Below are 24,538 nucleotides of genomic sequence, written 5' to 3' on the forward strand. Positions count from 1 at the left end.
TCTGTTGTCGAACTGCGTCAAATCCTGCATCGTGAGGGGCTATTTTTCACGATGCTAAGGAGCAGGCATGGTATTCACATTATTGCGTCTGGTATTCCGCCTGTTATGGCGGGTCGAACTGCGCGGCGACGTCGCCGAACTGCATAAGCAGAAGGTATTGATCACGCCGAACCATATGTCGTTTCTCGACGGCATATTGCTGGCGTTATTTTTGCCGATTAAGCCGGTTTACGCGGTCTATTCAACCATCAGCGAAAGCTGGTTTATGCGGCTGGTTAAACCCTTTATCGACTATGTGCCGCTCGATCCCACTAAGCCGATGGCGCTGAAACAGCTGGTGCGGCTGATCGACAGCGGCCGCCCGGTGGTGATCTTCCCGGAAGGACGGATCACCGTGACCGGATCGCTGATGAAAATCTACAGCGGGGCCGGATTTGTCGCGGCGCGATCTGGCGCTAACGTGGTACCGATGCGGATTGAAGGGGCGGAGTTTACGCCGTTTGGCCGACTGGCGGGTGTATTCAAACGCCGCCTGTTTCCGCGCATCACCCTCAGCATTCTGCCGGCGACCCGTATCCCGATGCCGGAAGCGAAACGCGCCCGCGATCGGCGGATACTGGCGGGCGAACATCTGCATCATGTGATGATGGAAGCCCGCATGGCGGTACGCCCGCGTGAAACTCTGTTTGAAGCCTTTCTCGCGGCCCGTTCACGCTACGGTGCCTTCAGGCGCTGCATCGAAGATGTCAATATCAAGCCCGACAGCTATAACGGCTTGCTGAAGAAATCGCTCGGCGTCGGCCGTATTCTTGAACGCTACAGCCAGCCGCGCGAAGTGGTCGGGTTGCTGCTGCCAAACACCACCGTCACCGCGGCGGCGATTTTCGGTGCCTCGCTGCGTGGCCGGGTACCGGCGATGCTCAACTACACCGCGGGCGTCAACGGCATGCGGGCTGCCCTGACTGCGGCGCAGATTAAAACCGTCTTCACCTCGCGTCAGTTCCTCGACAAAGGTAATTTGTGGCATCTGCCGCAGGGACTCGACGAGGTGCAGTGGATCTATCTGGAAGATCTGAAAGATACGGTGACGCTACAGGACAAACTGTGGATTGTCGGCCATCTGCTGATGCCTCATCGCGCTCAGCTGCCCCAGCAGCCGGAAGACGCGGCGATGGTGCTGTTCACCTCTGGCTCAGAAGGCAACCCTAAAGGGGTGGTGCATTCGCATAAAAGCCTGCTGGCGAACGTCGAACAGATTCGCACCGTGGCCGACTTTACCCCGCGTGACCGCTTTATGTCGGCGCTGCCGCTGTTCCACGCCTTTGGCCTGACCGTCGGCCTGTTTACGCCGCTGATGACCGGCGCGCAGGTGTTTCTCTATCCCAGCCCGCTGCACTACCGCATCGTGCCGGAGCTGGTCTATGACCGAAACTGCACCGTACTGTTTGGTACTTCGACCTTCCTTGGCAACTATGCCCGCTTTGCTGCCCCTTACGACTTTGCCCGCCTGCGCTATGTGGTGGCCGGAGCCGAGAAGCTGCAGGAAAACACCCGCCAGCTCTACATGGAAAAATATGGCATTCGCATCCTCGAAGGCTATGGGGTAACCGAATGCGCGCCAGTGGTGGCGATTAACGTGCCGATGGCGGCGAAAGCGCACACCGTGGGACGGATTCTGCCGGGGATGGATTCGCGACTGATGTCGGTGCCGGGCATTGAGCAGGGCGGACGGCTGCAGCTGCGCGGCCCGAACGTGATGAAAGGCTACCTGCGGGTTGAAAATCCCGGCGTGCTGGAAGTGCCGGTCGCCGACGATGGCGAAGGCAATCAGGAAGCGGGCTGGTATGACACCGGCGATATCGTCAGCTTTGATGAGGCGGGCTTCTGCCAGATTCAGGGACGCGCCAAACGCTTCGCCAAGATCGCTGGCGAGATGGTGTCGCTGGAGATCGTCGAGCAGATCGCCCTGAAAGCGTCGCCGGACAAACAACATGCCGCCTCGCTGCGGCCGGATGGTCAGCGTGGCGAGGCGCTGGTGCTGTTTACCACCGACAGCGAACTGGCGCGTGATGGCCTGCAAAAAGCCGCCCGTGAGCTGGGTGCGCCGGAGCTGGCATTGCCGCGTGATATCCGGGTGATGAAGCAGTTGCCACAGCTCGGCAGCGGCAAACCGGATTACGTGACGCTGAAAAAACTGGCTGAAGAGGAGCAGGCATGAACATCGAACGGGATGCGCCGCTGATGTCGCGCGGCATGATCGCGGTGATCGTCGCCCAGTTCTTTTCGGCCTTTGGCGATAACGCGCTGCTGTTTGCCACGCTGGCGGTGCTGAAAAGCCAGTTCTATCCCGACTGGAGCCAGCCGGTGTTGCAGATGCTGTTTGTCGCGGCCTACATTCTGCTGGCGCCGTTTGTCGGGCAGGTGGCCGATAGCATGGCGAAAGGGCGGGTGATGATGATCGCCAACAGCCTGAAACTGCTGGGCGCGCTGGCGATCTGCTTCGGCTTCAACCCGTTCCTCGGCTATACCCTGGTGGGAGTCGGCGCTGCGGCCTACTCACCGGCGAAATATGGCATCCTCGGTGAAATCACCCACGGCGGAAAGCTGGTGAAAGCCAACGGGCTGATGGAAGGTTCAACCATCGCCGCCATTCTGCTCGGCTCGGTGGCGGGCGGTATGCTGGCTGACTGGCACCTGCTGGCCGCGCTGGGACTCTGCGCCGTCACCTACGGCGTCGCGGTGGTGGCCAACCTGTTTATCCCGAAACTGCAGGCGGCGCGTCCGGGGCAAAGCTGGCAGATCGCCGCCATGCTGCGCAGCTTTTTCCGTGCGGCAGCGGTGCTATGGCGTGACGCCGAAACGCGTTTTTCCCTGCTCGGCACCAGCCTGTTCTGGGGCGCGGGCGTCACGCTGCGTTTCCTGCTGGTGCTGTGGGTGCCGGTGGCATTGGGCATCAACGACAACACCACGCCGACCACCCTGAATGCGATGGTGGCGATCGGTATCGTGCTGGGTGCGGCCGCGGCCGCAAAACTGGTGACGCTGGAGACGGTGCGCCGCTGTATGCCTGCCGGGGTGCTGATTGGCGTCATGGTAGTGGTCTTCTCGCTGCAGCATACCCTGCTGAATGCCTATCTGCTGCTGATGGTGATTGGCGCGCTGGGGGGCTTCTTTGTGGTGCCGCTGAATGCGCTATTGCAGGCACGCGGTAAAGAGAGCGTCGGCTCGGGAAATGCGATTGCGGTGCAGAATCTCGGGGAGAACAGCGCGATGCTGCTGATGCTGGGGCTCTATACGCTGGCGATTAAAGCCGGTGCGCCGGCGGTGGCAACCGGTATCGGTTTTGGCGTGCTGTTTGCGCTGGCCATCGCGCTGTTGTGGCTATGGCGACCGGCTAAGCGCTAATCCGCTGGCCGCCTCTCGCCGTGAGCAGGTAGAGAGGCGGCTACGTCGCCGTTGTCAGTTAGCGACGAACGGCAATGGCTTCAATTTCAATCTTCACATCTTTCGGCAGACGCGCTACTTCGACACAGGACCGGGCCGGGAACGCCGCCTGATGCTCGGTGAAGAACGCTTCATAGGCCGCATTCACCGTAGCGAAATCATTCAGATCCTTGACGAAAACCGTGGTTTTCACGATATCTCCGACCTGCAGGCCAGCCGCTTCAACAATCGCTTTTACGTTGTCCAGTGACTGACGCGCCTGGGCGGTCACATCATCGGCCACCAGGCCAGTGGCGGGATCGACCGGAATCTGGCCGGAGGTGATGATCATGCTGCCGAGATCGACACCCTGAACATAAGGGCCGATAGCGGCAGGGGCTTTTTCGGTACTGATTTCACGAGACATTATTGCTCCTTGAATAAGACAGTAGGGCGGTGAGCCCGCCGGTGCTGACCATTATAGGGTTGGCCGGAACGATTACCAGTGACCCAGCACCACATGGCGCGCGAACTCTTTTTCACAATATTTGCACTTCAGGTGGACATCATCGGCGCGCTGCTTGACCGCAAAACTGGAGAAGACCGGCTCGCTGCGGCTGATGCAGTTGCTGTTCGGGCAGGTCAGCACCCGCTCAACGTGCTCCGGCAGCGTCGGGGCGATCTTCGCCACCACTTCATAGTCGTCGATGCGATTGACCGTGGCATGCGGCGCATAGACCGCCAGCTGATTGACCTGATCGTCGGTCAGAAAGGTGTTCTCAATCTTGATCAGATCTTTTCGCCCCATCTCACCTGACGGCAGATTCAGGCCGATGGTGATGCGCTGATCGGTTTCGGTCAGGCGAAACAGGGAGAGCAACTTAAAGCCGACCTGCGCCGGGATATGGTCGATGACCGTGCCGCGCTTGATCGCTTCGACCTGCAATTTGTTGTCGTGTGTCATCTGAGGATCTCCTTACAGGGCGAGTTCGCTGTTTAATACCAACGCCAGCAGAGCCTGACGGGCGTAGATGCCGTTCCCGGCCTGCTGGAAATACCAGGCGTAAGGGGTTTTATCGACATCGGTAGTAATTTCGTCGATGCGCGGCAGCGGATGCAGCACTTTCATGTTGTCGCGTGCCGTCGCCAGGTCGGCAGCCCGCAGAATAAACTGCGCTTTGACGTTGGCATATTCCGACGGATCGAGACGCTCTTTCTGCACCCGCGTCATGTAGAGAATGTCGAGCTGCGGCATCACCTCTTCAAAGCTGTCGTGCCGTGACCAGACAATGTTTTTCTCATCCAGCATATCGGTGATGTAAGCCGGCATTGCCAGCGCATCAGGGGCGATAAAGAAGAAGCGGTTGCCGTCAAACTTCGCCAGCGCCTGGGTCAGGGAATGGACGGTGCGGCCATATTTCAGGTCGCCGACCATCGCCACATTCAGCTGGTTCAGGCGACTCTGGGTCTCCTGAATGGTGAAGAGATCGAGCAGCGTCTGGGTCGGATGCTGGTTGGCACCGTCACCGGCGTTGAGAATCGGCACGCCGCCGGAGAACTCGGTCGCCAGGCGCGCGGCACCCTCCTGCGGATGACGCATCACAATCGCATCGACATAGGTGCTGATCACCGAAATGGTGTCGGCCAGAGTTTCGCCCTTTTTCCCCAGCGAGGTGTTGCTGCCGTCGGCAAAACCTACCGCCGATGCGCCGAGCCGATGAATCGCCGTTTCAAACGACAAGCGGGTGCGGGTCGAGGCTTCAAAGAAGCAACTGGCGATCACGTTGTGCTTCAGCAGTTCCGGCTGCGGATGCGCTTTGAGCTGTGCAGCGGTATGCAGCACCAGTTCCAGCTCGTCACGGCTGAGGTCGTTGATCGAAATAATGTGCTTGCGATATAGCGGGTTAGCCATAGCTTTCTCCTCTGCGCGGCCGGATTGCGGACAAAAAAAAGCCCCTGCTTAAGGGGCTTTTTTATGATCGGGTCGATGACCGAAAGAAACAGCGGCGCCGCCTGCGGTCAGGCGTGATTGAGCGTCAAATTGTCCGCTGCGCTGTAGCATATTTCCTCCGGCAAATTGTGGCGAATTATACCGATTCGCGGCCGGGCAGCAAGGAAAAATCGTGCGCGAGGAAATCGTTTGCGGCACCACCAGCACGGCCTGCCCGGCCCCTCTGACCGGCGCGGATGCAGGCCGGCAATCTGGCGCAGCTGTCAGCGCTGACCGAGCGTCGCCACCATCACCGCTTTGATGGTGTGCATACGGTTTTCCGCCTGATCGAACACGATGCTGTGCGGCGATTCAAAAACTTCGTTGCTTACTTCCATCCCATTATGCAGATCGTACTGTTCCGCCATCTGCCGGCCCAGCGTGGTCTGATCGTCATGGAAAGCGGGCAGACAGTGCAGGAACTTCACCTCAGGATTGTGGGTCAGATCGAGCATCGCCCGGTTGACCTGATAATCACGCAGCAGGGCGATGCGCTCTTGCCACACCGCTTTGGCTTCGCCCATCGAAACCCAGACGTCGGTGTAGATGAAGTCAGCGCCGTTGACGCCGTCGGCAATGTTATCGGTGAGGGTAATTTTACCGCCGGTCTGCTGCGCGACTTTGCGACACTGTTCTACCAGCGCGGTTTCTGGCCAGCAGCTTTGCGGTGCCACTAGCCGCAAATCCAGCCCGACCAGCGCCGCCGCTTCCAGCATGGTGTTGCCCATGTTATTGCGCGCATCGCCGACGTAGACCAGCGTCATCTGGCTGAGCTTTTTACCCGGCAGATGCTCCTGCATTGTCAGCAGATCGGCTAGCAGCTGGGTGGGATGAAATTCCGTGGTCAGGCCGTTCCACACCGGCACGCCAGCGTGCTCAGCCAGGGTTTCCACCAGCGCCTGGCCGTAACCGCGATACTGAATGCCATCGTACATCCGGCCCAGCACCCGCGCGGTATCGCGCATCGACTCTTTATGGCCAATCTGGCTGCCGCTTGGGCCGAGATAGGTAACGTTAGCACCCTGATCGTAAGCGGCAACTTCGAAAGAGCATCGGGTACGGGTCGAGTCTTTTTCGAAGATGAGCGCGATGTTTTTGCCTTTCAGGGAGGGGACTTCACTGCCACTCTTTTTAGCGCGTTTTAATTCAGCCGCAAGGCTAAGCAGATAATCTATTTCGGCCGGGGTAAAATCCAGTAGCCTGAGGAAATGGCGCTGATATAGCTGACTCATACAACACTCCGGTAACCATATAAAGTGAATTAAAATTCAATCTAACCGTATGAATATGCATTTTCAAGCCCGGTGAGAATAAACTTTTCGTTTTGTGTAGTGGCGCGACAGGCAGTGTGGGAAAATAATTGTTTATTGCCGAACTCAGAGAGGACATCGTCATGGCATATGAAGCATTATTGGAAGAGCAGCGTGAAGAGACGCGCCTGATCATTGAAGAGCTGCTGGAGGATGGCAGCGATCCCGATGCGCTTTATACCATCGAGCACCATCTCTCGTGCAACAACTTCGATTCACTGGAAAAGGCGGCGGTTGACGCCTTTAAGCTGGGTTATGAAGTGACCGAGCCGGAAGAGCTGGAACTGGAAGATGGCACCACCGTAATGTGCGTTGACATCATCAGTGAATCGGCGCTGAAGCCAGAGCTGATTGATGTGCAGGTTGAGCAGCTGGTGAACCTGATCGGTAAATACAATGTCGACTACGACGGCTGGGGCACCTACTTCGAAGATCCGGACGCCGAAGATGAAGATGACGAAGACGCTATCGACGATGAAGATGATAACGGCATTCGCCACTAAGTCGCGCAGGGCGGGGAATTCTCCGCCTCTCTTCTTTTCCAGCCTCGTTTTAACACCATGAACTACGCACCGTTACTTGAACCGATTTATCAGTTTCTGCACTGCCGTACGCCACAAGCCTGGATTGATGAGGCGCGTAAACCCGAAAATCTGACCCTGTTATTAACCGATCACCTGGTGTGTGAGCTAAAAGCCGCGCAGACCGCAGTCTGGTTGATCCGCAAATATGTGGCTGACAAACCCAGCGGGGAGGCGGTTCTCGGCTGGCTGAAACCGTATGAAGATTTTATCTTCCGCGAAGATGGCGACAGCGACTTTATCAACGCCCATAAAAACCTCACCAAACGCATTATTGTTCGCAATGAACTGCCGTGGGCGGATGAGCTGGTGGAAAAGATGGTGCTGCTGATTAAAGAAGAGCTGCATCACTTTTATCAGGTGTGGGAAATTATGCAGTCGCGCGGGCTGGTCTATCAGAAGATCACCTCCAGCCGCTACGCGAAATCGCTGCTGCGTGAGGTTACCACTCATGAGCCGGAAACGCTGGTCGATAAGCTGATCTGCGGTGCCTATATTGAAGCGCGATCCTGCGAGCGTTTTGCCAGTCTGGCACCGTGGCTGGATGCGGAGCTGGAGAGCTTTTATATCTCACTGCTACGGTCGGAAGCGCGCCACTATCAGGACTATTTAGCCCTGGCGGCCCGCATATCCGCGCGGGATATTACCCCACGGGTACAGGCTATTGGAGCAACCGAAGCTCGGTTAATCAGCGAACCGGACAGCGAGTTACGTTTTCATAGCGGGGTACCGGCGTTCTGATAAGAGTAAACGGCGCTGTTACGACGGCCGTTTATTTTTTAATTTAACCGGGTTGATTTCATTAATAATAGAACTTCAAACGTTAATTATTAAGTTAATACGGTTCCGTTACGTCCGCTGAATATTATTTGAGTCATCCCTCACAGAATGTTTTTTCTCTTCTGATCTTTCCCCCCTGAATACGTATATTGCCCTTGCCGAATTAGGGTTGTTATTATTTTAAGCAAAACCTGATTCATGATTTCTCTTTGCCAAAGAGGGGTTGTGAATCAGGTTTTTTTTTGCACCGGGCACAGCCGGTAAACAGGTCAGATACCTTATTCCGGACTGCCGATTTTGCTAACCAGCTTTAAATGGAAGGAGTCATAAAATGAGGGTAAGGACCTGTATTCTGTTATTTATTCCACTGTTATTTCAGCCTGCGCTGGCGGACAATTTCAGCGCGCTATCGCTCTCTGATAATGCTTTCCTGCACGATTCGCAACTCGATCTCAGGCTGCGCAATTACTGGAAGTATCTTAAGGAAAACGAAGCGCAACCGATCGCGGTTCATAACGCCTGGGGACAGGCGGCAAGTCTGGATTTTCGTTCCGGCTATCTGTGGGACTGGCTGGGCTTTGATGCCACCTACACGCGTGCGATCAGGCTGGGTGCCAGCGACAACTTTGCCTCGCGCGGTGTGCTGTACGACAGCGGCGGCAACCGGCAAAAAGCTGACGCACACGGCTTTAGCAAGTTTGGCCAACGCTATCTGAAAGTAAAGCTGGGCGACGAGCAGGCGGGATTCGAGGCGAAAGCGGGCTGGCAAACGTTCAACGATTTTGGCGTGCTGACCAACACTAATCGTTTGTCGCGTAACAGCTATTCAGGCTATAGCGGCGCGCTGAACGGGCAAAATCTGCGGCTGGATTTGGCTTACGTCACCAAAGCTCTTCGCCATGATTCACCGGACAGCCTGGCGCTGCAAACCCAGGACCAGCGGACCATTGCGGCAATCTATACCGGCGCCCTGAGCTATAAAACCGATCGCGGACGGCTCGCCTACGCTTTTGGCGAAGCGGAAGCCTACCAGCGGCGTCATGTTATCGAAGCGAGTTACACCCTCTCGCCACACTGGCGTCTCTCCTCACAAATTTATGGCAGTCAGGCGCTGGCAAATTATAAAAGCATGGCCGCCAGCAAAAGATCGTTCGATGACCACGCCTGGCATTATGTCGGCGAAGCAGACTGGATCAACAATGGATGGACACAAAAATTCGCCGCTGGCTGGACCTCGGCACCTAAAAAGAATGCGGTGGGATATTATGCGCGTCCTTTAACAAAAAATACCCGCGGGCGTTTTAACGCGCTGACCGCTGTCGGCAAAGATTATACCCGTGATAAAGAACTGGCACTGGTGTCGCAAACGGAATATGAAATTTTAAAAGGCGTATTTAGCGGCTTTCAGATTAACTATGGACAGTTTAATTACCGGGATACGCGTATACGCTCCGGGGAAATTGTGCTCATCAACCGCTTCATCGAACCCCATCCCGCCCTGAAAAACTTGTCGATTTCTTCGCTGTTCGGTTATGGCTGGTCATACAAAAACAGCAAAGAAACACCGGTTTTAAATACGCAGGGAAAATACCGGCGCTCTCCCAACCTGTCTGCGGCGATCGCGGTTGAGTATAAATTAGACCTGTTAAAATAAGGAAAATATGATGAACAATATATTGAAAGCATTGCTGATGCTTGTGGCGGTTGGCGCTGGCGCAAGCGAATCCTTCGCTGCCGATGTGACAATCTATCTTACGCGGCATGGCAAAACCATGTTTAACACGGTTCATCGTGCGCAGGGGTGGTCAGATACACCGCTGACGCCAGCGGGCGTGGAGGTGGCTGAACAGCTGGGACGTGGCCTGAAGACGCTGCCGTTTATCGCCGTCTGGTCCAGCGATTCTGGCAGGGCGAGACAAACCGCGCAGCTTGTCATGCAGGCATGGGAAAGGCCGCTGCCGCTGAACGAGCGCAAAGAATTACGGGAAGTGGGCTTTGGGCTGTATGAGGGCGATCTGGATGAGAATATGCTGACCGATGCCGCCCATCTGCTCGGCTTTGCCTCTGAGGCGGCGCTGATGAAAGCATCTGGCGAAGGCACAATTCGCGCCGATCGTATAATAGACGCTATCCGCCAGGCGGAAGCGTCCGGTACGCCAGCGCTTAAAGGCGTTAAGTCATCAGGGATGGCCGAAAGCTATCAGCAGGTGTCGAAGCGCATGGTGGATAGCCTGACCGAGATAGCGCAGCAGGCCCAGAAGCAGGGGGGCGGTAACGTTCTGGTGGTGTCGCACGGCCTGGCGATTACTTCGTTACTGATGGCGCTTGGCGATACCTCGTTGAACGAGCAGCTGCACAATGCGAGCGTGACCCGGCTGCGCTATACCGACAGCGGCGAGTTCGTGATTGAATCCATCAACGACATGAGTTACGTCGAGCGCGGCTCATAACATTCGCAGCATGCGCACTTCACAGTCCACGTGGCCGGTGCAGCCCATAGCGCCGTCGATGTGGCTAAAGCCCAGCGATTCATACAGCTTGATCGCTCTGGTCAGGCTGGCGGTGGTTTCGAGGTAGCAGCGGCGGAAACCCTGTTGACGCGCATGCTCCAGCGCCCGCAGCGCCAGGTCACGCGCCAGTCCCTGTCCACGCACGGCGGGCAGGAAATACATCTTCTGCAGTTCGCAGATATCGGGGGCACTACAGGCGAGCGGCGCCACGCCGCCACCGCCGACCACCTTGCCCTGATACTCCACCACCCAGTAGGCGCTCTGTTCAGCACTGTACAACTCAAACAAATGGTCGAGCTGCGGGTCGGATACGGTGTATCCCTTGTCAGCAGTCAGGCCGAACTCCGCTGAAACGTCGCGGATAACCTGGGCGATATGCGGATTGTCGGCGGCAGTAATCGGCCGCACCTGCAGATCAAGGCGCGTGGTGGTGGGTGTCGTCATCATCTCTTCCGGATTTGTACGAGGTCAATAAAAAAGCCGGGCAAGCCCGGCTTTATGAATAAGCTGTCAGCTACGACGCTTACAATGCCGCAATTACCGCCTGCTGTTCAATCAGTTTTGCTTTTGATTGTTGCAGTTCGGCGACGCGTTCACGCTCTTTTACCACCACCGCTTCCGGGGCGCGGGAGACAAAGCCTTCGTTGGCCAGCTTGACCTGAATCTTGTCGATTTCGACATCCAGTTTAACCAGCTCTTTCGCCAGTCGCTCCAGTTCGGCCGTTTTATCCACCAGGTCGGCCATCGGGATCAGCAGCTCAGCGCCTTCAACGATTTTGGTCACCGAGACCGGGCCTTTCTCGCCCGCTGGCAGAATGGTCAGGCTTTCCAGACGCGCCAGGCGCGACAGGAAGTTGCGGTTCGCTTCTACCCGACGCAGTGCCGCCGGTGAGCAGTCACGCAGCAGCACATCCAGCGGTTTGCTCAGCGCGATGTTCATTTCGGCACGAATATTACGCACCGCCACAATCGCTTGTTTCATCCACTCAATATCCGCTTTCGCTTCGGCATCCTCTTTCGCCGCTTCAAACTGCGGGAAAGGTTGCAGCATGATGGTGTCGTCGCTGATGTTTTTCAGTCCCTTCACGCGCTGCCAGATGGTTTCAGTGATAAACGGAATAATCGGGTGGGCCAGACGCAGCAAGCCTTCCAGCACGTTCACCAGCGTATGGCGGGTGCCGCGCAGTTCCGCTTCGTTACCGCTGTTCATCACCGGCTTGGTCAGCTCCAGGTACCAGTCACAGAACTGGTTCCAGGTGAAGTCATACAGCAGGTTAGCGGCGATATCGAAACGGTAGCTATCGAGCGCGTCACGGTAAGCTTTCACCGTGCTGTTGAACTCGGTGAGGATCCAGCGATCCGCCAGCGACAGCGCCATTTCGCCGCCGTTCTGGCCGCAATCCTGATCTTCGGTGTTCATCAGCACAAAGCGGCTGGCGTTCCACAGCTTGTTACAGAAGTTGCGATAACCTTCCAGGCGCTTCATGTCCCAGTTGATGTCGCGACCGGTTGAGGCGAGGGCGGCAAGGGTGAAACGCAGCGCATCGGTGCCTGACGGCTCAATGCCGTTCGGGAACTGCTTCTCGGTGCGTTTGCGGATCTTCTCGGCCAGCTGCGGCTGCATCATGTTACCGGTGCGTTTTTCCAGCAGCGCTTCCAGCGAAATGCCGTCAACCATATCCAGCGGGTCAATCACGTTGCCCTTGGATTTTGACATCTTCTGGCCTTCTTCATCACGAATCAGACCGGTCATGTAAACGGTTTTAAACGGCACCTGCGGTTTGCCATTTTCATCTTTGATGAAGTGCATGGTCAGCATGATCATGCGGGCAATCCAGAAGAAGATGATGTCGAAGCCGCTCACCAGCACGCTGGTCGGGTGGAAGGTGCGCAGCGCTTCGGTGTTTTCCGGCCAGCCGAGGGTAGAGAACGTCCACAGGCCAGAGGAGAACCAGGTGTCCAGCACGTCATCATCCTGACGCAGCGCCACATCGGCGGCCAGGTTGTTTTCAGCGCGAACTTCTTCTTCGGTGCGGCCAACATAGACGTGACCGTCGTTGTCGTACCAGGCCGGGATACGGTGACCCCACCACAGCTGACGAGAGATACACCAGTCCTGGATATCACGCATCCAGGAGAAATACATGTTTTCGTACTGCTTCGGTACAAACTGAATGTCACCGTTTTCAACCGCTTCGACCGCCACTTTCGCCAGCGGGGCAGTGCGCACGTACCACTGGTCAGTCAGCATCGGTTCAATCACCACGCCACCCCGATCGCCATAAGGTACGGTCAGGTCGTGCGGTTTGATCTCTTCGAGCAGGCCAAGCTGATCGACAGCAGCGACGATCGCTTTACGTGCCGCAAAACGCTCCATCTTCTGGAACGCGGCCGGGATCTCATCTGAGCAGGCATCGCTGACTTCGCCGTTGGTGTCATACACCTGGGCGCGCTCGCGGATATCGCCGTCAAAGGTCAGGATGTTGATCATCGGCAGCTTGTGACGACGACCAACTTCGTAGTCGTTAAAGTCATGTGCCGGGGTGATCTTGACGCAGCCGGTGCCTTTTTCCATGTCAGCATGTTCATCGCCAACAATCGGGATCAGACGGCCAACCAGCGGCAGCATGACAAATTTGCCAATCAGATCTTTGTAGCGCGGATCTTCCGGATTGACCGCCACGCCGGTATCGCCCAGCAGGGTTTCCGGACGAGTGGTGGCGACCACCAGATAATCTTTACCGTCAGCCGTTTTCGCGCCGTCGGCCAGCGGATAGCGGATGTGCCACATTGAGCCTTTGCTCTCGCGGTTTTCCACTTCCAGGTCAGAGATGGCGGTGCGCAGCTTCGGATCCCAGTTCACCAGGCGTTTGCCACGGTAAATCAGGTTCTCTTTGTACAGGCGGACGAACACCTCTTTCACCGCGTTGGACAGACCTTCGTCCATGGTGAAACGCTCGCGCTCCCAGTCAACGGAGTTGCCGAGACGGCGCATCTGACGGGTGATGGTGCCGCCGGATTCCGCCTTCCACTGCCAGATTTTGTCAATGAACGCATCACGGCCGTAGTCCTGGCGCGTTTTGCCCTCTTCAGCCGCAATCTTGCGCTCAACCACCATCTGCGTGGCGATGCCCGCGTGGTCGGTACCGGCCTGCCACAGGGTATTTTTGCCCTGCATGCGCTGGTAGCGAATCATGGTATCCATGATGGTTTGCTGGAAGGCGTGACCCATGTGCAAGCTACCGGTGACGTTCGGCGGCGGGATCATGATGCAAAAGCTTTCCTGGCTGGTATCGCCATTCGGTTTGAAGTAGCCCTGCTTTTCCCAATGCTCGTAAAGCGGCTGCTCGATATCTTGCGGGTTATATGTCTTTTCCATTTCTGCTATGTCGTTTGCGGCTGTGGCGGCGTTGCCGTATTCAATTGGAAACCAACGCTGCGGTACGCTTTATAGCGGTCGCGCGCCAGCTGTTTGAGAGATTCTTCGTAAGGAACGAAGTCTATCACTTCATGGAAAGCAGTAGCAAAATCTGCGAACTGTGGCAGCAGGCTAATTAACAGGTCGCGTGGCGAACTGCCGCGACGCTGCGGCCAGGCCAGTTCAACCGGCGCGCCGTAGCGCGGGCCTTCACCGGCGAGGTTATGCGGCACGAAGGCGTTCGCCGGACGTTGCCACAGCGCTTCGTCGAGACGAATCGCCTGCTGCTCATCTTCACAGGCGATCAACACCCGCTTTCCGGCCCGCCAGCGTGTTTCCGCCAGATTGCACACCAGCGCTTCGATGGCGCTCAGGCCGTCGCTCGGTGCATCGGTTTCCAGCACGTAGAAGGTTGCGTTTTTCATCAGTTTGCTCGTCAGAAGATCAAGGGCGGAATCTCATCCGCCCTTGTAGTCAGCATTGCGGCGATCAGTCGTCGCCGTTCAATCCTGCCCGATTCAACAGAAACTGCGACAGCATCGGCACCGGACGCCCGGTGGCGCCTTTGGCTTTGCCTGAACGCCAGGCCGTACCGGCGATGTCGAGGTGCGCCCAGTTATATTTGCGGGCAAAGCGCGCCAGGAAGCAGGCGGCGGTAATCGCTCCGCCCGGCCGGCCGCCAATGTTGGCCATGTCGGCAAAGTTGGACTCCAGCTGCTCCTGATACTCGTCCGCCATCGGCAGGCGCCAGGCGCGGTCGCCCGACTGCTCAGAGGCGCTGATCAGCTCATGCGCCAGCGGATTGTGGTTCGACAGCAGACCGCTGACGTGGTGGCCCAGCGCAATCACGCAGGCACCGGTCAGGGTCGCGACGTCAATCACCACTTCCGGATCGAAGCGTTCAACGTAGGTCAGCGCATCGCACAGCACCAGCCGGCCTTCAGCATCGGTATTCAGCACTTCCACCGTCTGGCCAGACATGGTGGTCAGCACGTCGCCCGGACGCATCGCCCGGCCATCCGGCATGTTTTCACAGCCGGCCAGCACGCCGACCACGTTGAGCGGCAGGTTAAGCTCGGCGACCATGCGCATCACGCCATACACCGAGGCCGCGCCGCACATGTCATATTTCATTTCGTCCATGCTGTCGGACGGCTTAATCGAGATGCCGCCGGAGTCGAAGGTCAGGCCTTTACCGACCAGCACAATCGGCCGCGCGTCAGCATCCGGATTGCCTTTGTACTCAATCACCGACATCAGCGATTCGTTTTGCGAACCGGCACCCACCGCCAGATAGGCGTTCATACCCAGCTCTTTCATCTGCTGTTCGCCGATGACGCGGGTGGTGACATTTTTGCTAAAGGCATCCGCCAGCTGACGCGCCTGTGAGGCCAGATAGGCGGCGTTACAGATGTTTGGCGGCATATTGCCCAGATCTTTCGCCGCTTTCATGCCGGCAGCCACCGCCAGGCCATGCTGAATCGCGCGTTCACCGCTGGTCAGTTCACGGCGGGTCGGCACGTTAAACACCAGCTTACGCAGCGGACGGCGCGGCTCGGCCTTGTTGCTTTTCAGCTGATCGAAGTTATACAGCGCCTCTTTTGAGGTTTCGACCGCCTGACGCACTTTCCAGTAGGTGTTACGGCCTTTGACGTGCAGTTCAGTCAGGAAGCAGACCGCTTCCATTGAGCCGGTATCGTTCAGCGTGTTGATGGTTTTCTGAATCACCTGCTTGTACTGACGCTCGTCCAGCTCGCGCTCTTTGCCGCAGCCAATCAGCAGAATACGCTCAGACAGGATGTTTGGCACATGATGCAGCAGCAGTGTCTGGCCCACTTTTCCTTCCAGCTCGCCGCGGCGCAGCAGGGCGCTGATATAGCCGTCGCTGATTTTATCCAGCTGTTCGGCAATCGGTGACAGACGACGCGGTTCGAAAACGCCAACGACAATGCAGGCACTGCGCTGTTTTTCCGGGCTTCCGCTTTTTACACTGAACTCCATGCACTCTCCTGAATCTTAAAGACAACGGCCGCTGCTGCCGCTAGAATGTAGCGCGCTCATGACCCATTTATTCATCACGGCAGCATGACATTCTGCCGCTGGAGGTCATAATGAATCAGGGTGACAAGATGTTGTTTTTCCACCACCCAAGCGCGTTTGTCATACAATTTTAGCTACGATGACGGCCATTGATGAAGAAAAATGGCAAATAAGCGTTGAAACTAGCGATTTTCCTGCAAAAAGACAAGTTTTCACAGGCGTACTAAGCGTGATCATCATTAGATATCTGGTTCGGGAAACGCTCAAAAGCCAGCTGGCTATCCTCTTCATCCTGCTATTGATCTTCTTTTGCCAGAAGTTAGTCAGGATTTTAGGAGCCGCGGTGGATGGCGAAGTGCCGACAAACCTCGTTCTGACACTGTTAGGACTCGGCGTGCCTGAAATGGCACAACTTATACTGCCCTTAAGTCTGTTTCTGGCGATCCTGATGACGCTGGGACGACTCTATACGGAAAGTGAAATTACCGTCATGCACGCCTGCGGCCTGAGTAAAGCGGTGCTGGTCAAGGCGGCGATGGTGCTGATGCTGTTTACCTCGCTGGTGGCGGCGGTGAACGTTATCTGGCTCGGTCCCTGGTCATCCCGTTATCAGGATGAAGTGACCCAGAACGCCAAAGCCAACCCTGGCACGGCGGCGCTGGCGGCCGGGCAGTTCCAGACTTCCAGCGATGGCAGCGCCGTGCTGTTCCTTGAGGATGTCAAAGGCAACCAGTTCGGCAACGTGTTCCTGGCGCAGTTACGGCCAAAAGGCAACGCGCGGCCTTCGGTGGTGCTGGCTGACAGCGGTCATATGGAACAGCATAAAGACGGTTCGCAGGTGGTGACGCTGGATAAAGGTACCCGTTTTGAGGGCACCGCGCTGCTGCGTGACTTCCGCATCACTGACTTTACCAATTATCAGGCGCTGGTGGGCTATAAAGAGGCCACGCTGGACCCGAACGATGCGGAGCAGTCGAGCTTTACCGGCCTGTTCGGTAACGACTCGCCGACCTTCCGCGCCGAGCTGCACTGGCGTATGACGCTGGTGTTTTCGGTGCTGGTGATGGCGCTGATGGTGGTGCCGCTCAGCGTGGTCAATCCACGTCAGGGCCGGGTGTTGTCGATGCTGCCGGCGATGCTGCTCTATCTGATCTTCTTCCTGCTGCAAAGCTCGCTGAAGTCGAGCGGAGCGAAAGGGCGGCTCGATCCGGCCGTCTGGATGTGGGTAGTGAATATCAGCTATCTGCTGCTGGCGGTGCTGCTTAACCTGTGGGATACGGTGCCGATGCGTCGGGTTCGTGCCCGCTTTACACGCGGAGGATCGGTCTGATGTTTCGCGTACTTGACCGCTATATCGGCAAAACCATTTTCAATACCATCATGCTGACGCTGTTCATGCTGGTGTCGCTTTCCGGCATCATCAAGTTCGTCGATCAGCTGCGTAAAACCGGTCAGGGCAGCTATAGCGCGCTCTCGGCCGGTTATTACACCCTGCTTAGCGTGCCGAAAGATATTGAGATCTTCTTCCCGATGGCGGCGCTGCTGGGCGCGCTGCTGGGGCTGGGGACGCTGGCACAGCGCAGTGAGCTGGTGGTGATGCAGGCCGCCGGTTTCACCCGCATGCAGGTGGCCTTGTCGGTGATGAAAACCGCGATTCCGCTGGTGCTGCTGACCATGGCGATTGGCGAATTTGTTGCGCCCTCGGGCGAGCAGATGGCGCGTAATTACCGGGCGCAGCAGCTGTATGGCGGGGCGCTGGTGTCGACGCAAAACGGTCTGTGGGCGAAAGATGGCAACAACTTCATCTACATTGAGCGCATCAAAGGCGACAATGAGATTGATGGCGTCAGCATCTACAGCTTTAACGATCAGCGTCGGCTGCAGAGCGTGCGCTATGCCGCGACCGCGACCTGGGATGCGGCGAAAAAGCACTGGGCGCTGTCGCAGGTGGATGAGTCGAACCTGACCGATCCGAAGCAGATCACCGGTTCGCAGAGCCTCGGCGGCGAGTGGAAAACCAACCTGACGCCGGACAAGCTGGGCGTGGTGGCGCTCGACCCGGATGCGCTTTCGATTCGCGGCCTGTATAACTACAGCAAGTATCTGAAGCAGAGCGGCCAGGAGTCCGGGCGTTATCTGCTGAACATGTGGAGCAAAATCTTCCAACCGCTGTCGGTGGCGGTGATGATGCTGATGGCGCTGTCGTTTATCTTTGGTCCGCTGCGCAGTGTGTCGATGGGCGTGCGGGTGGTTACCGGCATCAGCTTTGGCTTTCTGTTCTACGTGCTCGACCAGATCTTTGGCCCGCTGAGCCTGGTTTACGGTCTGCCGCCAATCATGGGGGCAATTCTGCCGAGCTTCGCCTTCTTCGCCATCAGCTTGTTTATGCTGATCAAGCGGCGCTAAGCGAGCACCGCAACTGAAAAAGGCCGCGTTTGCGGCCTTTTTTGTTTTTTAAGCTGCAGGCGAATGTCTGCCATCGCTTTACGTTTGGCATCTTTCCGGGAGTAGCGGCCTCAGCGGCGGGAAGCGGCTTCAGGCCACGCTATTTATCCAGCCTGACAACGCGGGCAGGGCTGCTGGCAGCTGTGACAGCAGATAGAGAATCAGGCCAATGGTGCCGCCCACCAGCGTGCCGTTGATGCGAATAAACTGCAGGTCTTTGCCGATATTCAGCTCGATCTGCTGCGACATATCGCGAGCATCCCAGCTCTTCACGGTGTCGCTGATGTGGCGCGTCAGGAAGCCAGCAAATTCCGGTGCCACGCTGCGCGCTGCCTGTTCGAGGTGCTGATTCATTGAGTCGCGCAGCGCCGGATCGGCGGCCAGGGTTTCGCCCAACCACAGCGCCGCGCCGCGCACTTTCTCCTGCACCCGCGAATCGTCGCTGCTGAGGTCCGCTTTCAGCCAGTTACGCATATCGTTCCACAGCTCGCCGATGTAGCGATTGAGCGTGGCATCCTCTTTCAGCCAGCTCTTGATCACCTCGGCGCGCTCCGCCATCTCCGGGTCGGTTTGCAGTTTGACGATCAGCCGATCCACCGCCCGGTTAAAGCCGAGACGCAGCTCGTGGCCCTGATCCAGCGCCACATCATCCAGCAGCGAGTCGACCGCGTTCGCCACCAGTTCAGCACTGTGCTCGCCCAGCCACTCGGTCGGCAGCATTTTGGCTTTGATCGGATGTTCACGCTTCAGCCAGCGCACCAGTTGCTGCGCAATGAACTCGCGGGTTGAGGGCTTATGCAGCAGCGCCAGCAACTGTTCGATCGCCGCGTCCAGCAGCGCCTGATGCCGATTGTTTTTGGTCAGGCTCTCCAGGATCAGCGCGCTGGTCTGCGTCAGATCGACCTTATCGATGGCGCGATGCACTGCGCGGCGCATGAAGTTCTGAATACGCGTGTCATCGGTCAGATCGAGGAAGCCGCGCATCACCTGCAGCAGATGTCGGCCGATTCGGTCAGCATTGCCGGGCGCATTCAGCCACTGCGCCAGCAGGTGCGACGGATCGTGACGGCGTATCAGGCTGAGCAGCGAATCGGTATCGAGAAACTTCTCCTGCACGAAGCGGCCGAGATTCTCACCGATACGATCTTTGTTACGCGGGATAATCGCGGTATGACGCGAGATAAAGGGCACCGGCACCCGGCGAAACAGCGCCACTACCGCGAACCAGTCGGCCAGCGCACCGACCATTGCCGCTTCCGCTATCGCTTTCACGCCGCTGACCCAAAAGCCGGGCGGCAGAAACAGGGTGATGATGAAGGTCGCGGCGGCCAGTAACAGCAGCAGCAGCGCCAGACGTTTAGTCCGTTTCAGTTCGTGTTGTTTATCCATATCCTGATCTTAGCAGAGCGCGTTATCAGCGGCGACGGCCACCCAGCAGGCTGCCGAGCACGCCGCGGATGATCTGTTGGGTAATCTGTCGGGTCGCGCTTTTCGCCATGGTCTGCACCACGCCATCGTGCTTACCGCCGCGTGGTCCGGTGCGGCCAAACAGAATCTCTTTCAGTCCACCAAGAATTCCCTCGTCGACCGCCACGCTGCTGCCTTTGGCAGGCGGTGCGTTGCGCTGTTCGCTGCTGGCCTGAAAGCCCTGTTGCAGCCGTTCAAACGCTGATTCACGATCGACGTCGCTGTCATATTTGCCGTACAGCGGTGAGTGGTTGATCAGCCCGTTGCGTTCATCGGCGGTCACCGGTCCCATGCGCGAGCCGGGCGCAATCACCATCGCCCGCTCTACCACCGACGGGCTGCCTTTGGCATCGAGAAAAGAGATCAGCGCTTCGCCGGTGCCCAGCGCCTGAATCGCTTCCACGCTGCTGAATGCCGGGTTGGCGCGCAGGGTGTCGGCCGCCGTTTTAACCGCTTTCTGATCTTTCGGCGTGAAGGCGCGCAGGGCGTGCTGCACCCGGTTACCGAGCTGTCCCAGTACCCGATCCGGAATATCCGCCGGGTTCTGGGTGACAAACCAGACGCCGACGCCTTTGGAGCGAATCAGCCGCATCACCTGTTCGATTTTTTCCAGCAGCACCGGCGGCGCGTCGTTAAACAGCAGATGTGCTTCATCGAAGAAGAACACCAGCTTCGGCTGATCGAGGTCACCGGCTTCCGGCAGATGTTCATACAGCTCAGACAGCAGCCACAGCAGACTGGTGGCGTAGAGCTTCGGCATCTGGTAGAGCTTCTCTGCCGACAGAATATTGATGAAGCCTTTACCCTGAGCGTCGACCCGCATCCAGTCGGCGATATCCAGCATCGGTTCACCGAAGAAGTGCTCCGCGCCCTGTTGCTCCAGCGTCAGCAGTCCGCGCTGAATCGCCCCGACCGAGGCGCTGTTAATGTTGCCGTATTGCGTCTGGAAGCTTTTAGCGTTGTCACCGATGTACTGCGTCATGGCGCGTAGATCTTTGAAATCCAGCAGCAGTAAGCCCTGATCGTCGGCGATGCGGAAAATAATCTGCAATACGCCGCTCTGTACTTCATTGAGGTTCAGCAGCCGCGCCAGCAGCAGCGGGCCGAGATCGGAGACGGTCGCCCGCACCGGGTGGCCTTTTTCACCGAAGATATCCCACAGCACCACCGGATTGGCCTGAGGCTGCCAGTCGGTAACGCCAATTTTCGCCAGTCGCTGCTGTAACTTTTCACCCGACTCGCCTGCCATCGCGACACCGGTCAAATCGCCTTTCACATCGGCCATAAATACCGGCACGCCAATCGACGAGAACGATTCTGCCAGCTTTTGCAGGGTGACGGTTTTACCGGTACCGGTCGCGCCGGTTATCAGTCCGTGGCGATTGGCCATTTGCGGTAACAGATTGAGCTGAACGTCGGGCGTCCGGGCAATCAACAGGGGCGAAGTCATGATTTTCCACTCTCAGGCAACGGGTTATGCCTGAAGAATAGCAAGCGGGGCGGGGAAAAGCGGAGAAGATTTCACCGAAAAGCAGCCCGTTGCTCCGCAGAGCAACGGAGCCGGTTACTTCTGCACTTCTTCGAAATTGAGCAGGCTGACGCCGATGCCCTGCTGCAGGTTGCGGATGTTGCTGCGCACCGCCACCTGAGTGGCGCCCTGCAACATCACCACAAACGGCGACTGCTGCTGCACCTGAGTCTGTAACTGCTGGTAGCGGCTACGGCGTTTTGCCGCATCGCTCTCACCGGCTGCGGCGCGGGTGGCCGCGCTCAGTTCAGGAATGGTCCAGCCGACGCGCCACGCCAGCGTTTTGCCGCCGCCCGGCACGTTATAGGCAAAGGTGCTGGCGTTGGTATTAGGATCGACGTAGTCCGCGCCCCAGTAAGAGAAGATCGCCTGGAAGTCACGGCTGCGCATTTTGCTCCACAGCTCGGATTCCGCCACCGGCTGGATATCCAGATTCACCTCCGCCTTCGCGAAGCTGGCCTGCAACGCCTGCGCCACGTCGATATACGGCGGTTGATTGACCACCGTCAGGGCAATGTGGGTGCCAGGCTTGATGCCGGCCTGTTGCAGAATCGACCGGGCTTTGTTCAGATCGTAATGGAACGGCGTGCGGGTAATCGCGCCATCAAAGCCCTCCGGCAGGAAGCTCTGATGAATGCGGTATTGCCCCTTTAACAGCTGATTCGCCAGACTGTCATAATCGACCAGCCAGCGTGCTGCCTGCCATAACGCCGGATTGGCCAGCGCTGGCTGCTGCGGGCTTTGGGTATTAAAGCCGAGGTAGTAAATCAGGCTGGAGGGGAAGGCATCGACCCGGACATCCTTCACGCCTTTCACCGCAGCGATCTGATCCGGCCCGAGCTGGTAGGCGACATCCACATCCCCCTGCTGGATCAGCAGGCGGCGGGTGCCCGGTTCGGCGACGCCTTTCAGCAGCACCCGCTTCAGATGCGGCTGTTGCGTACTGTACTGATTGGCTTCCAGCACCAGCGCCTGCAGCGGCACAAACTGTTTAATGGCATAGGCGGCACTGCCGGCGGAATGCGTTTTCAGCCAGCCGTTGCCGTAGTCGTTGTTGGCGGCATGCTGTTGCGCCAGTTTGCTGTCGACCAGTGACGCCACCGGCGCGGTGAGCAGCCGCAGCGCCAGATCGCTGCCGATTTGTGCTGGCCAGCGCAGCTCAAGCTGGTGGTCGTTAATCACCGTAAACTGCTGGTCGATATTGTCCGGCGTCCAGCCAAACTCGCCCAGAATAAACGAGGGCGCTTTATTCAGCTTCACCGCGCGGGTTAACGAAAACACCACATCCTGGGCAGTCAGCGGATTGCCGCTGGCGAAACGGGCCTGCGGATTGAGATCGAATACCAGGCTGTGCGGGGTTTTGCCCGGCTGCCAGCGACTGGCCGCCAGCGGAGATAACTGCTGCGGATCCTGATGATTCGGTTCCAGCAGTGTTTGATAAATGTTACGCAGGCTGCTGGTGCTGATGGTTTCGAAACTTTCGGCCGGGTCAAAGCTGATAACGCCATCGAGCGGCACCGCAATCACCAGCGTATCGGCGGGCGTGGCGGCGTGCACCGGGTGAACCAGCGCCACTGCGGTCAGCAGTGACAGGAGCGTTTTGCGCATAAAGAGTTATCCTGAGTCGTTGATTCACCTACTCTATCTGGCGCAGTAAAAACGCAAAATGCCGGTTTGTTCTGAGCTTTGCACAATTATTGCCACGCCAGCTCGGGCATATGACCAAATAAAGATCATGACCCGCCGTGATTATTGTGGCGGAATTTTGTCCATTATTTAAATCATCCGGGTTACGCGCTGCCGATCACAATTTGCGCATGCGCTGATTGTCTGGCAATGAAAGTAAATATAATGTTGCCAATGAGAATAATTCTCTTGTATGGAAGTATGATATTTTTTTATCGGTTATTTTGCGTGATGATGACTGACCGAAAATAATAGCCGGTCGTTACACGGTAAAAACCATCGATTACCCGACGATTGTGTGGTTTTAGTATAAATTTCCTCGATCTAAAACTTTTACCTGCCTGTAACCTCAACGCAACACCATGATAAATATTCACTAAAACACATCTTAAATTCAATTTTTACATTCAGACACATTTATATCCCTAAGATTGCCAGGTTATTAACCGATATGTTCCGTTATTCACATAAAAATTATTATACCCTCCTCGTAGGTTCTGCAGGCGTCTGTGCTGTGCGCGTTGATTCTCTGAAGTGACTGGTAATCTGCCAGCCGCTCACGCTGCCAGCCTTTCTGTTGCATGGCGTATCAGTCGGGTATTTAGCAGATGAGAGTCGTGCGGATATGCTGTTACAAAAACCCACCACCAGGCGTAAATTTTTGCTGGGCTCATTACTGGCGCTGCCATTAAGTGAGCTGGTCTTTAAAGGCATTACTGCTGCGCAGGCCGCAGAGATGGCCGCCCCGGAATTAGCTGACTATAAACCGATCTTTTTCTCTGCCGATGAGTGGCAGTTTATCCTTGCGGCCACCGATCGTTTGATTCCGGCGGGCGGCAAAGGTAAAGCGCCTGGCGCGCTGGAAACCAACGTGCCGATCTTTATCGATCAGCAGCTGCACAGCGAAGAGTTTGGCAGCGAAATCTACCTGCAGGGCCCGTTCAACACCGAGGCTCCCGCCACCATGGGCTATCAGATCCCGTTCCGTCCGCAACAGATGTATCAGACCAGTATCCGGCTGATTAATCAGTGGTCGCAGAGCACTCACCAGAAAGCCTTCCATGCGCTGACGCTGGAAGAGAAAGATGCGGTGCTGACCCAGGTTAATAAAAACGGCATCGACTTTGCGGCACTGGGCGAACCCAACCTGAAGGCGTCTCAGTTCTTCAGCCAGCTGCTTTCCGATACCAAGCACGGCTACCTCGCGGACCCGATGTACGGCGGCAATAAAGGCATGAAAGCCTGGATCGCCATCGGCTTCCCGGGCGCGCGTGCCAGCTTCACCGAATGGGTGAAACAGCACAACGTTCCGTATCCGCTGGGTCCGGTCAGTGTTAAAGGCGAGCGCGCGTAAGACGCA

The 24,538-nt window shown here is 57.1% G+C and carries 20 protein-coding genes; 9 read left to right on the forward strand and 11 right to left on the reverse strand.

Going from position 1 to position 24,538, the window contains the following annotated elements:
- Nucleotides 1-67 precede the first annotated feature (67 nt).
- Nucleotides 68-2,218: a bifunctional acyl-ACP--phospholipid O-acyltransferase/long-chain-fatty-acid--ACP ligase gene (gene aas / locus AC6I8I_RS02240; protein WP_497828266.1), complete on the forward strand. Its 2,151-nt coding sequence runs from the start codon at nucleotides 68-70 to the stop codon at nucleotides 2,216-2,218.
- Complete coding sequence (gene lplT, locus AC6I8I_RS02245) at nucleotides 2,215-3,405, forward strand: lysophospholipid transporter LplT (RefSeq protein WP_312759817.1); 1,191 nt, start codon at nucleotides 2,215-2,217, stop codon at nucleotides 3,403-3,405. The genes aas and lplT overlap by 4 nt, the downstream gene beginning before the upstream one ends.
- Nucleotides 3,406-3,463: 58 nt before the next feature.
- Here the strand turns inward: lplT and ridA are convergent, their stop codons facing one another.
- The 4 genes from ridA to argF form a co-directional block, all read right to left on the reverse strand.
- A complete protein-coding gene (gene ridA, locus AC6I8I_RS02250; protein WP_031375828.1) occupies nucleotides 3,464-3,850 on the reverse strand; it encodes a 2-iminobutanoate/2-iminopropanoate deaminase in 387 nt (128 codons plus the stop codon).
- Between the two features lie 72 nt (nucleotides 3,851-3,922).
- Nucleotides 3,923-4,387, reverse strand: coding sequence for an aspartate carbamoyltransferase regulatory subunit (pyrI, locus tag AC6I8I_RS02255; protein WP_031375827.1), 465 nt, complete (start codon nucleotides 4,385-4,387; stop codon nucleotides 3,923-3,925).
- Between the two features lie 12 nt (nucleotides 4,388-4,399).
- Nucleotides 4,400-5,335: an aspartate carbamoyltransferase gene (pyrB, locus tag AC6I8I_RS02260; RefSeq protein WP_497828267.1), complete on the reverse strand. Its 936-nt coding sequence runs from the start codon at nucleotides 5,333-5,335 to the stop codon at nucleotides 4,400-4,402.
- Between the two features lie 302 nt (nucleotides 5,336-5,637).
- A complete protein-coding gene (gene argF, locus AC6I8I_RS02265) occupies nucleotides 5,638-6,645 on the reverse strand; it encodes an ornithine carbamoyltransferase (protein WP_312759813.1) in 1,008 nt (335 codons plus the stop codon).
- 161 nt (nucleotides 6,646-6,806) lie between these two features.
- Between argF and rraB the strand changes: the two genes are divergently transcribed.
- The 4 genes from rraB (at nucleotide 6,807) to AC6I8I_RS02285 (ending at nucleotide 10,534) form a co-directional block, all read left to right on the forward strand.
- On the forward strand, nucleotides 6,807-7,226 hold the full coding sequence (gene rraB / locus AC6I8I_RS02270) for a ribonuclease E inhibitor RraB (protein WP_069728807.1): 420 nt from the start codon (nucleotides 6,807-6,809) through the stop codon (nucleotides 7,224-7,226).
- Nucleotides 7,227-7,283: 57 nt separating this feature from the next.
- Complete coding sequence (gene miaE, locus AC6I8I_RS02275) at nucleotides 7,284-8,045, forward strand: tRNA isopentenyl-2-thiomethyl-A-37 hydroxylase MiaE (RefSeq protein ID WP_497828268.1); 762 nt, start codon at nucleotides 7,284-7,286, stop codon at nucleotides 8,043-8,045.
- A gap of 370 nt (nucleotides 8,046-8,415) precedes the next feature.
- Nucleotides 8,416-9,738 carry an OprD family porin gene (locus AC6I8I_RS02280; RefSeq protein WP_497828269.1) on the forward strand — a complete coding sequence of 441 codons (1,323 nt, stop codon included), beginning with the start codon at nucleotides 8,416-8,418 and terminating at the stop codon, nucleotides 9,736-9,738.
- A 7-nt stretch (nucleotides 9,739-9,745) separates the two neighbouring features.
- Nucleotides 9,746-10,534: a histidine phosphatase family protein gene (locus AC6I8I_RS02285; protein WP_312055248.1), complete on the forward strand. Its 789-nt coding sequence runs from the start codon at nucleotides 9,746-9,748 to the stop codon at nucleotides 10,532-10,534.
- Here the strand turns inward: AC6I8I_RS02285 and AC6I8I_RS02290 are convergent.
- From AC6I8I_RS02290 to pepA, 4 genes are all read right to left on the reverse strand, one after another.
- On the reverse strand, nucleotides 10,529-11,041 hold the full coding sequence (locus AC6I8I_RS02290; RefSeq protein ID WP_409455986.1) for a GNAT family N-acetyltransferase: 513 nt from the start codon (nucleotides 11,039-11,041) through the stop codon (nucleotides 10,529-10,531). The two genes, AC6I8I_RS02285 and AC6I8I_RS02290, sit on opposite strands and share 6 nt — an antisense overlap.
- A 76-nt stretch (nucleotides 11,042-11,117) precedes the next feature.
- Complete coding sequence (locus AC6I8I_RS02295; RefSeq protein WP_497828270.1) at nucleotides 11,118-13,973, reverse strand: valine--tRNA ligase; 2,856 nt, start codon at nucleotides 13,971-13,973, stop codon at nucleotides 11,118-11,120.
- Between the two features lie 5 nt (nucleotides 13,974-13,978).
- On the reverse strand, nucleotides 13,979-14,437 hold the full coding sequence (locus AC6I8I_RS02300) for a DNA polymerase III subunit chi (RefSeq protein WP_031375818.1): 459 nt from the start codon (nucleotides 14,435-14,437) through the stop codon (nucleotides 13,979-13,981).
- A gap of 64 nt (nucleotides 14,438-14,501) precedes the next feature.
- Nucleotides 14,502-16,013 carry a leucyl aminopeptidase gene (gene pepA / locus AC6I8I_RS02305; RefSeq protein ID WP_031375817.1) on the reverse strand — a complete coding sequence of 504 codons (1,512 nt, stop codon included), beginning with the start codon at nucleotides 16,011-16,013 and terminating at the stop codon, nucleotides 14,502-14,504.
- A 268-nt stretch (nucleotides 16,014-16,281) separates the two neighbouring features.
- On the opposite strand from pepA, the gene lptF reads away from it, so the two are divergent.
- The gene (gene lptF / locus AC6I8I_RS02310; RefSeq protein WP_312055246.1) at nucleotides 16,282-17,382 is read left to right on the forward strand and encodes an LPS export ABC transporter permease LptF; all 1,101 of its coding nucleotides are present in this window, start codon (nucleotides 16,282-16,284) and stop codon (nucleotides 17,380-17,382) included.
- Entirely contained in the window at nucleotides 17,382-18,458 is a 1,077-nt protein-coding gene (lptG, locus tag AC6I8I_RS02315) for an LPS export ABC transporter permease LptG (RefSeq protein WP_312055245.1), read from the forward strand. Before lptF ends, lptG begins: the two co-directional genes overlap by 1 nt.
- A 129-nt stretch (nucleotides 18,459-18,587) precedes the next feature.
- Here lptG and AC6I8I_RS02320 read toward each other — a convergent pair whose 3' ends face one another.
- From AC6I8I_RS02320 to AC6I8I_RS02330, 3 genes are all read right to left on the reverse strand, one after another.
- Nucleotides 18,588-19,886: a DUF445 domain-containing protein gene (locus tag AC6I8I_RS02320; RefSeq protein WP_312055244.1), complete on the reverse strand. Its 1,299-nt coding sequence runs from the start codon at nucleotides 19,884-19,886 to the stop codon at nucleotides 18,588-18,590.
- Nucleotides 19,887-19,911: 25 nt separating this feature from the next.
- Entirely contained in the window at nucleotides 19,912-21,414 is a 1,503-nt protein-coding gene (locus AC6I8I_RS02325) for a helicase HerA-like C-terminal domain-containing protein (protein ID WP_497819586.1), read from the reverse strand.
- Between the two features lie 114 nt (nucleotides 21,415-21,528).
- Nucleotides 21,529-23,100 carry an ABC transporter substrate-binding protein gene (locus AC6I8I_RS02330; RefSeq protein WP_497828271.1) on the reverse strand — a complete coding sequence of 524 codons (1,572 nt, stop codon included), beginning with the start codon at nucleotides 23,098-23,100 and terminating at the stop codon, nucleotides 21,529-21,531.
- Nucleotides 23,101-23,803: 703 nt separating this feature from the next.
- On the opposite strand from AC6I8I_RS02330, the gene AC6I8I_RS02335 reads away from it, so the two are divergent.
- Nucleotides 23,804-24,532: a gluconate 2-dehydrogenase subunit 3 family protein gene (locus AC6I8I_RS02335; protein WP_279809674.1), complete on the forward strand. Its 729-nt coding sequence runs from the start codon at nucleotides 23,804-23,806 to the stop codon at nucleotides 24,530-24,532.
- The last annotated feature ends 6 nt before the right edge of the window (nucleotides 24,533-24,538 follow it).

This window comes from Pantoea sp. X-Soil-YNGN-775, from assembly GCF_059730575.1.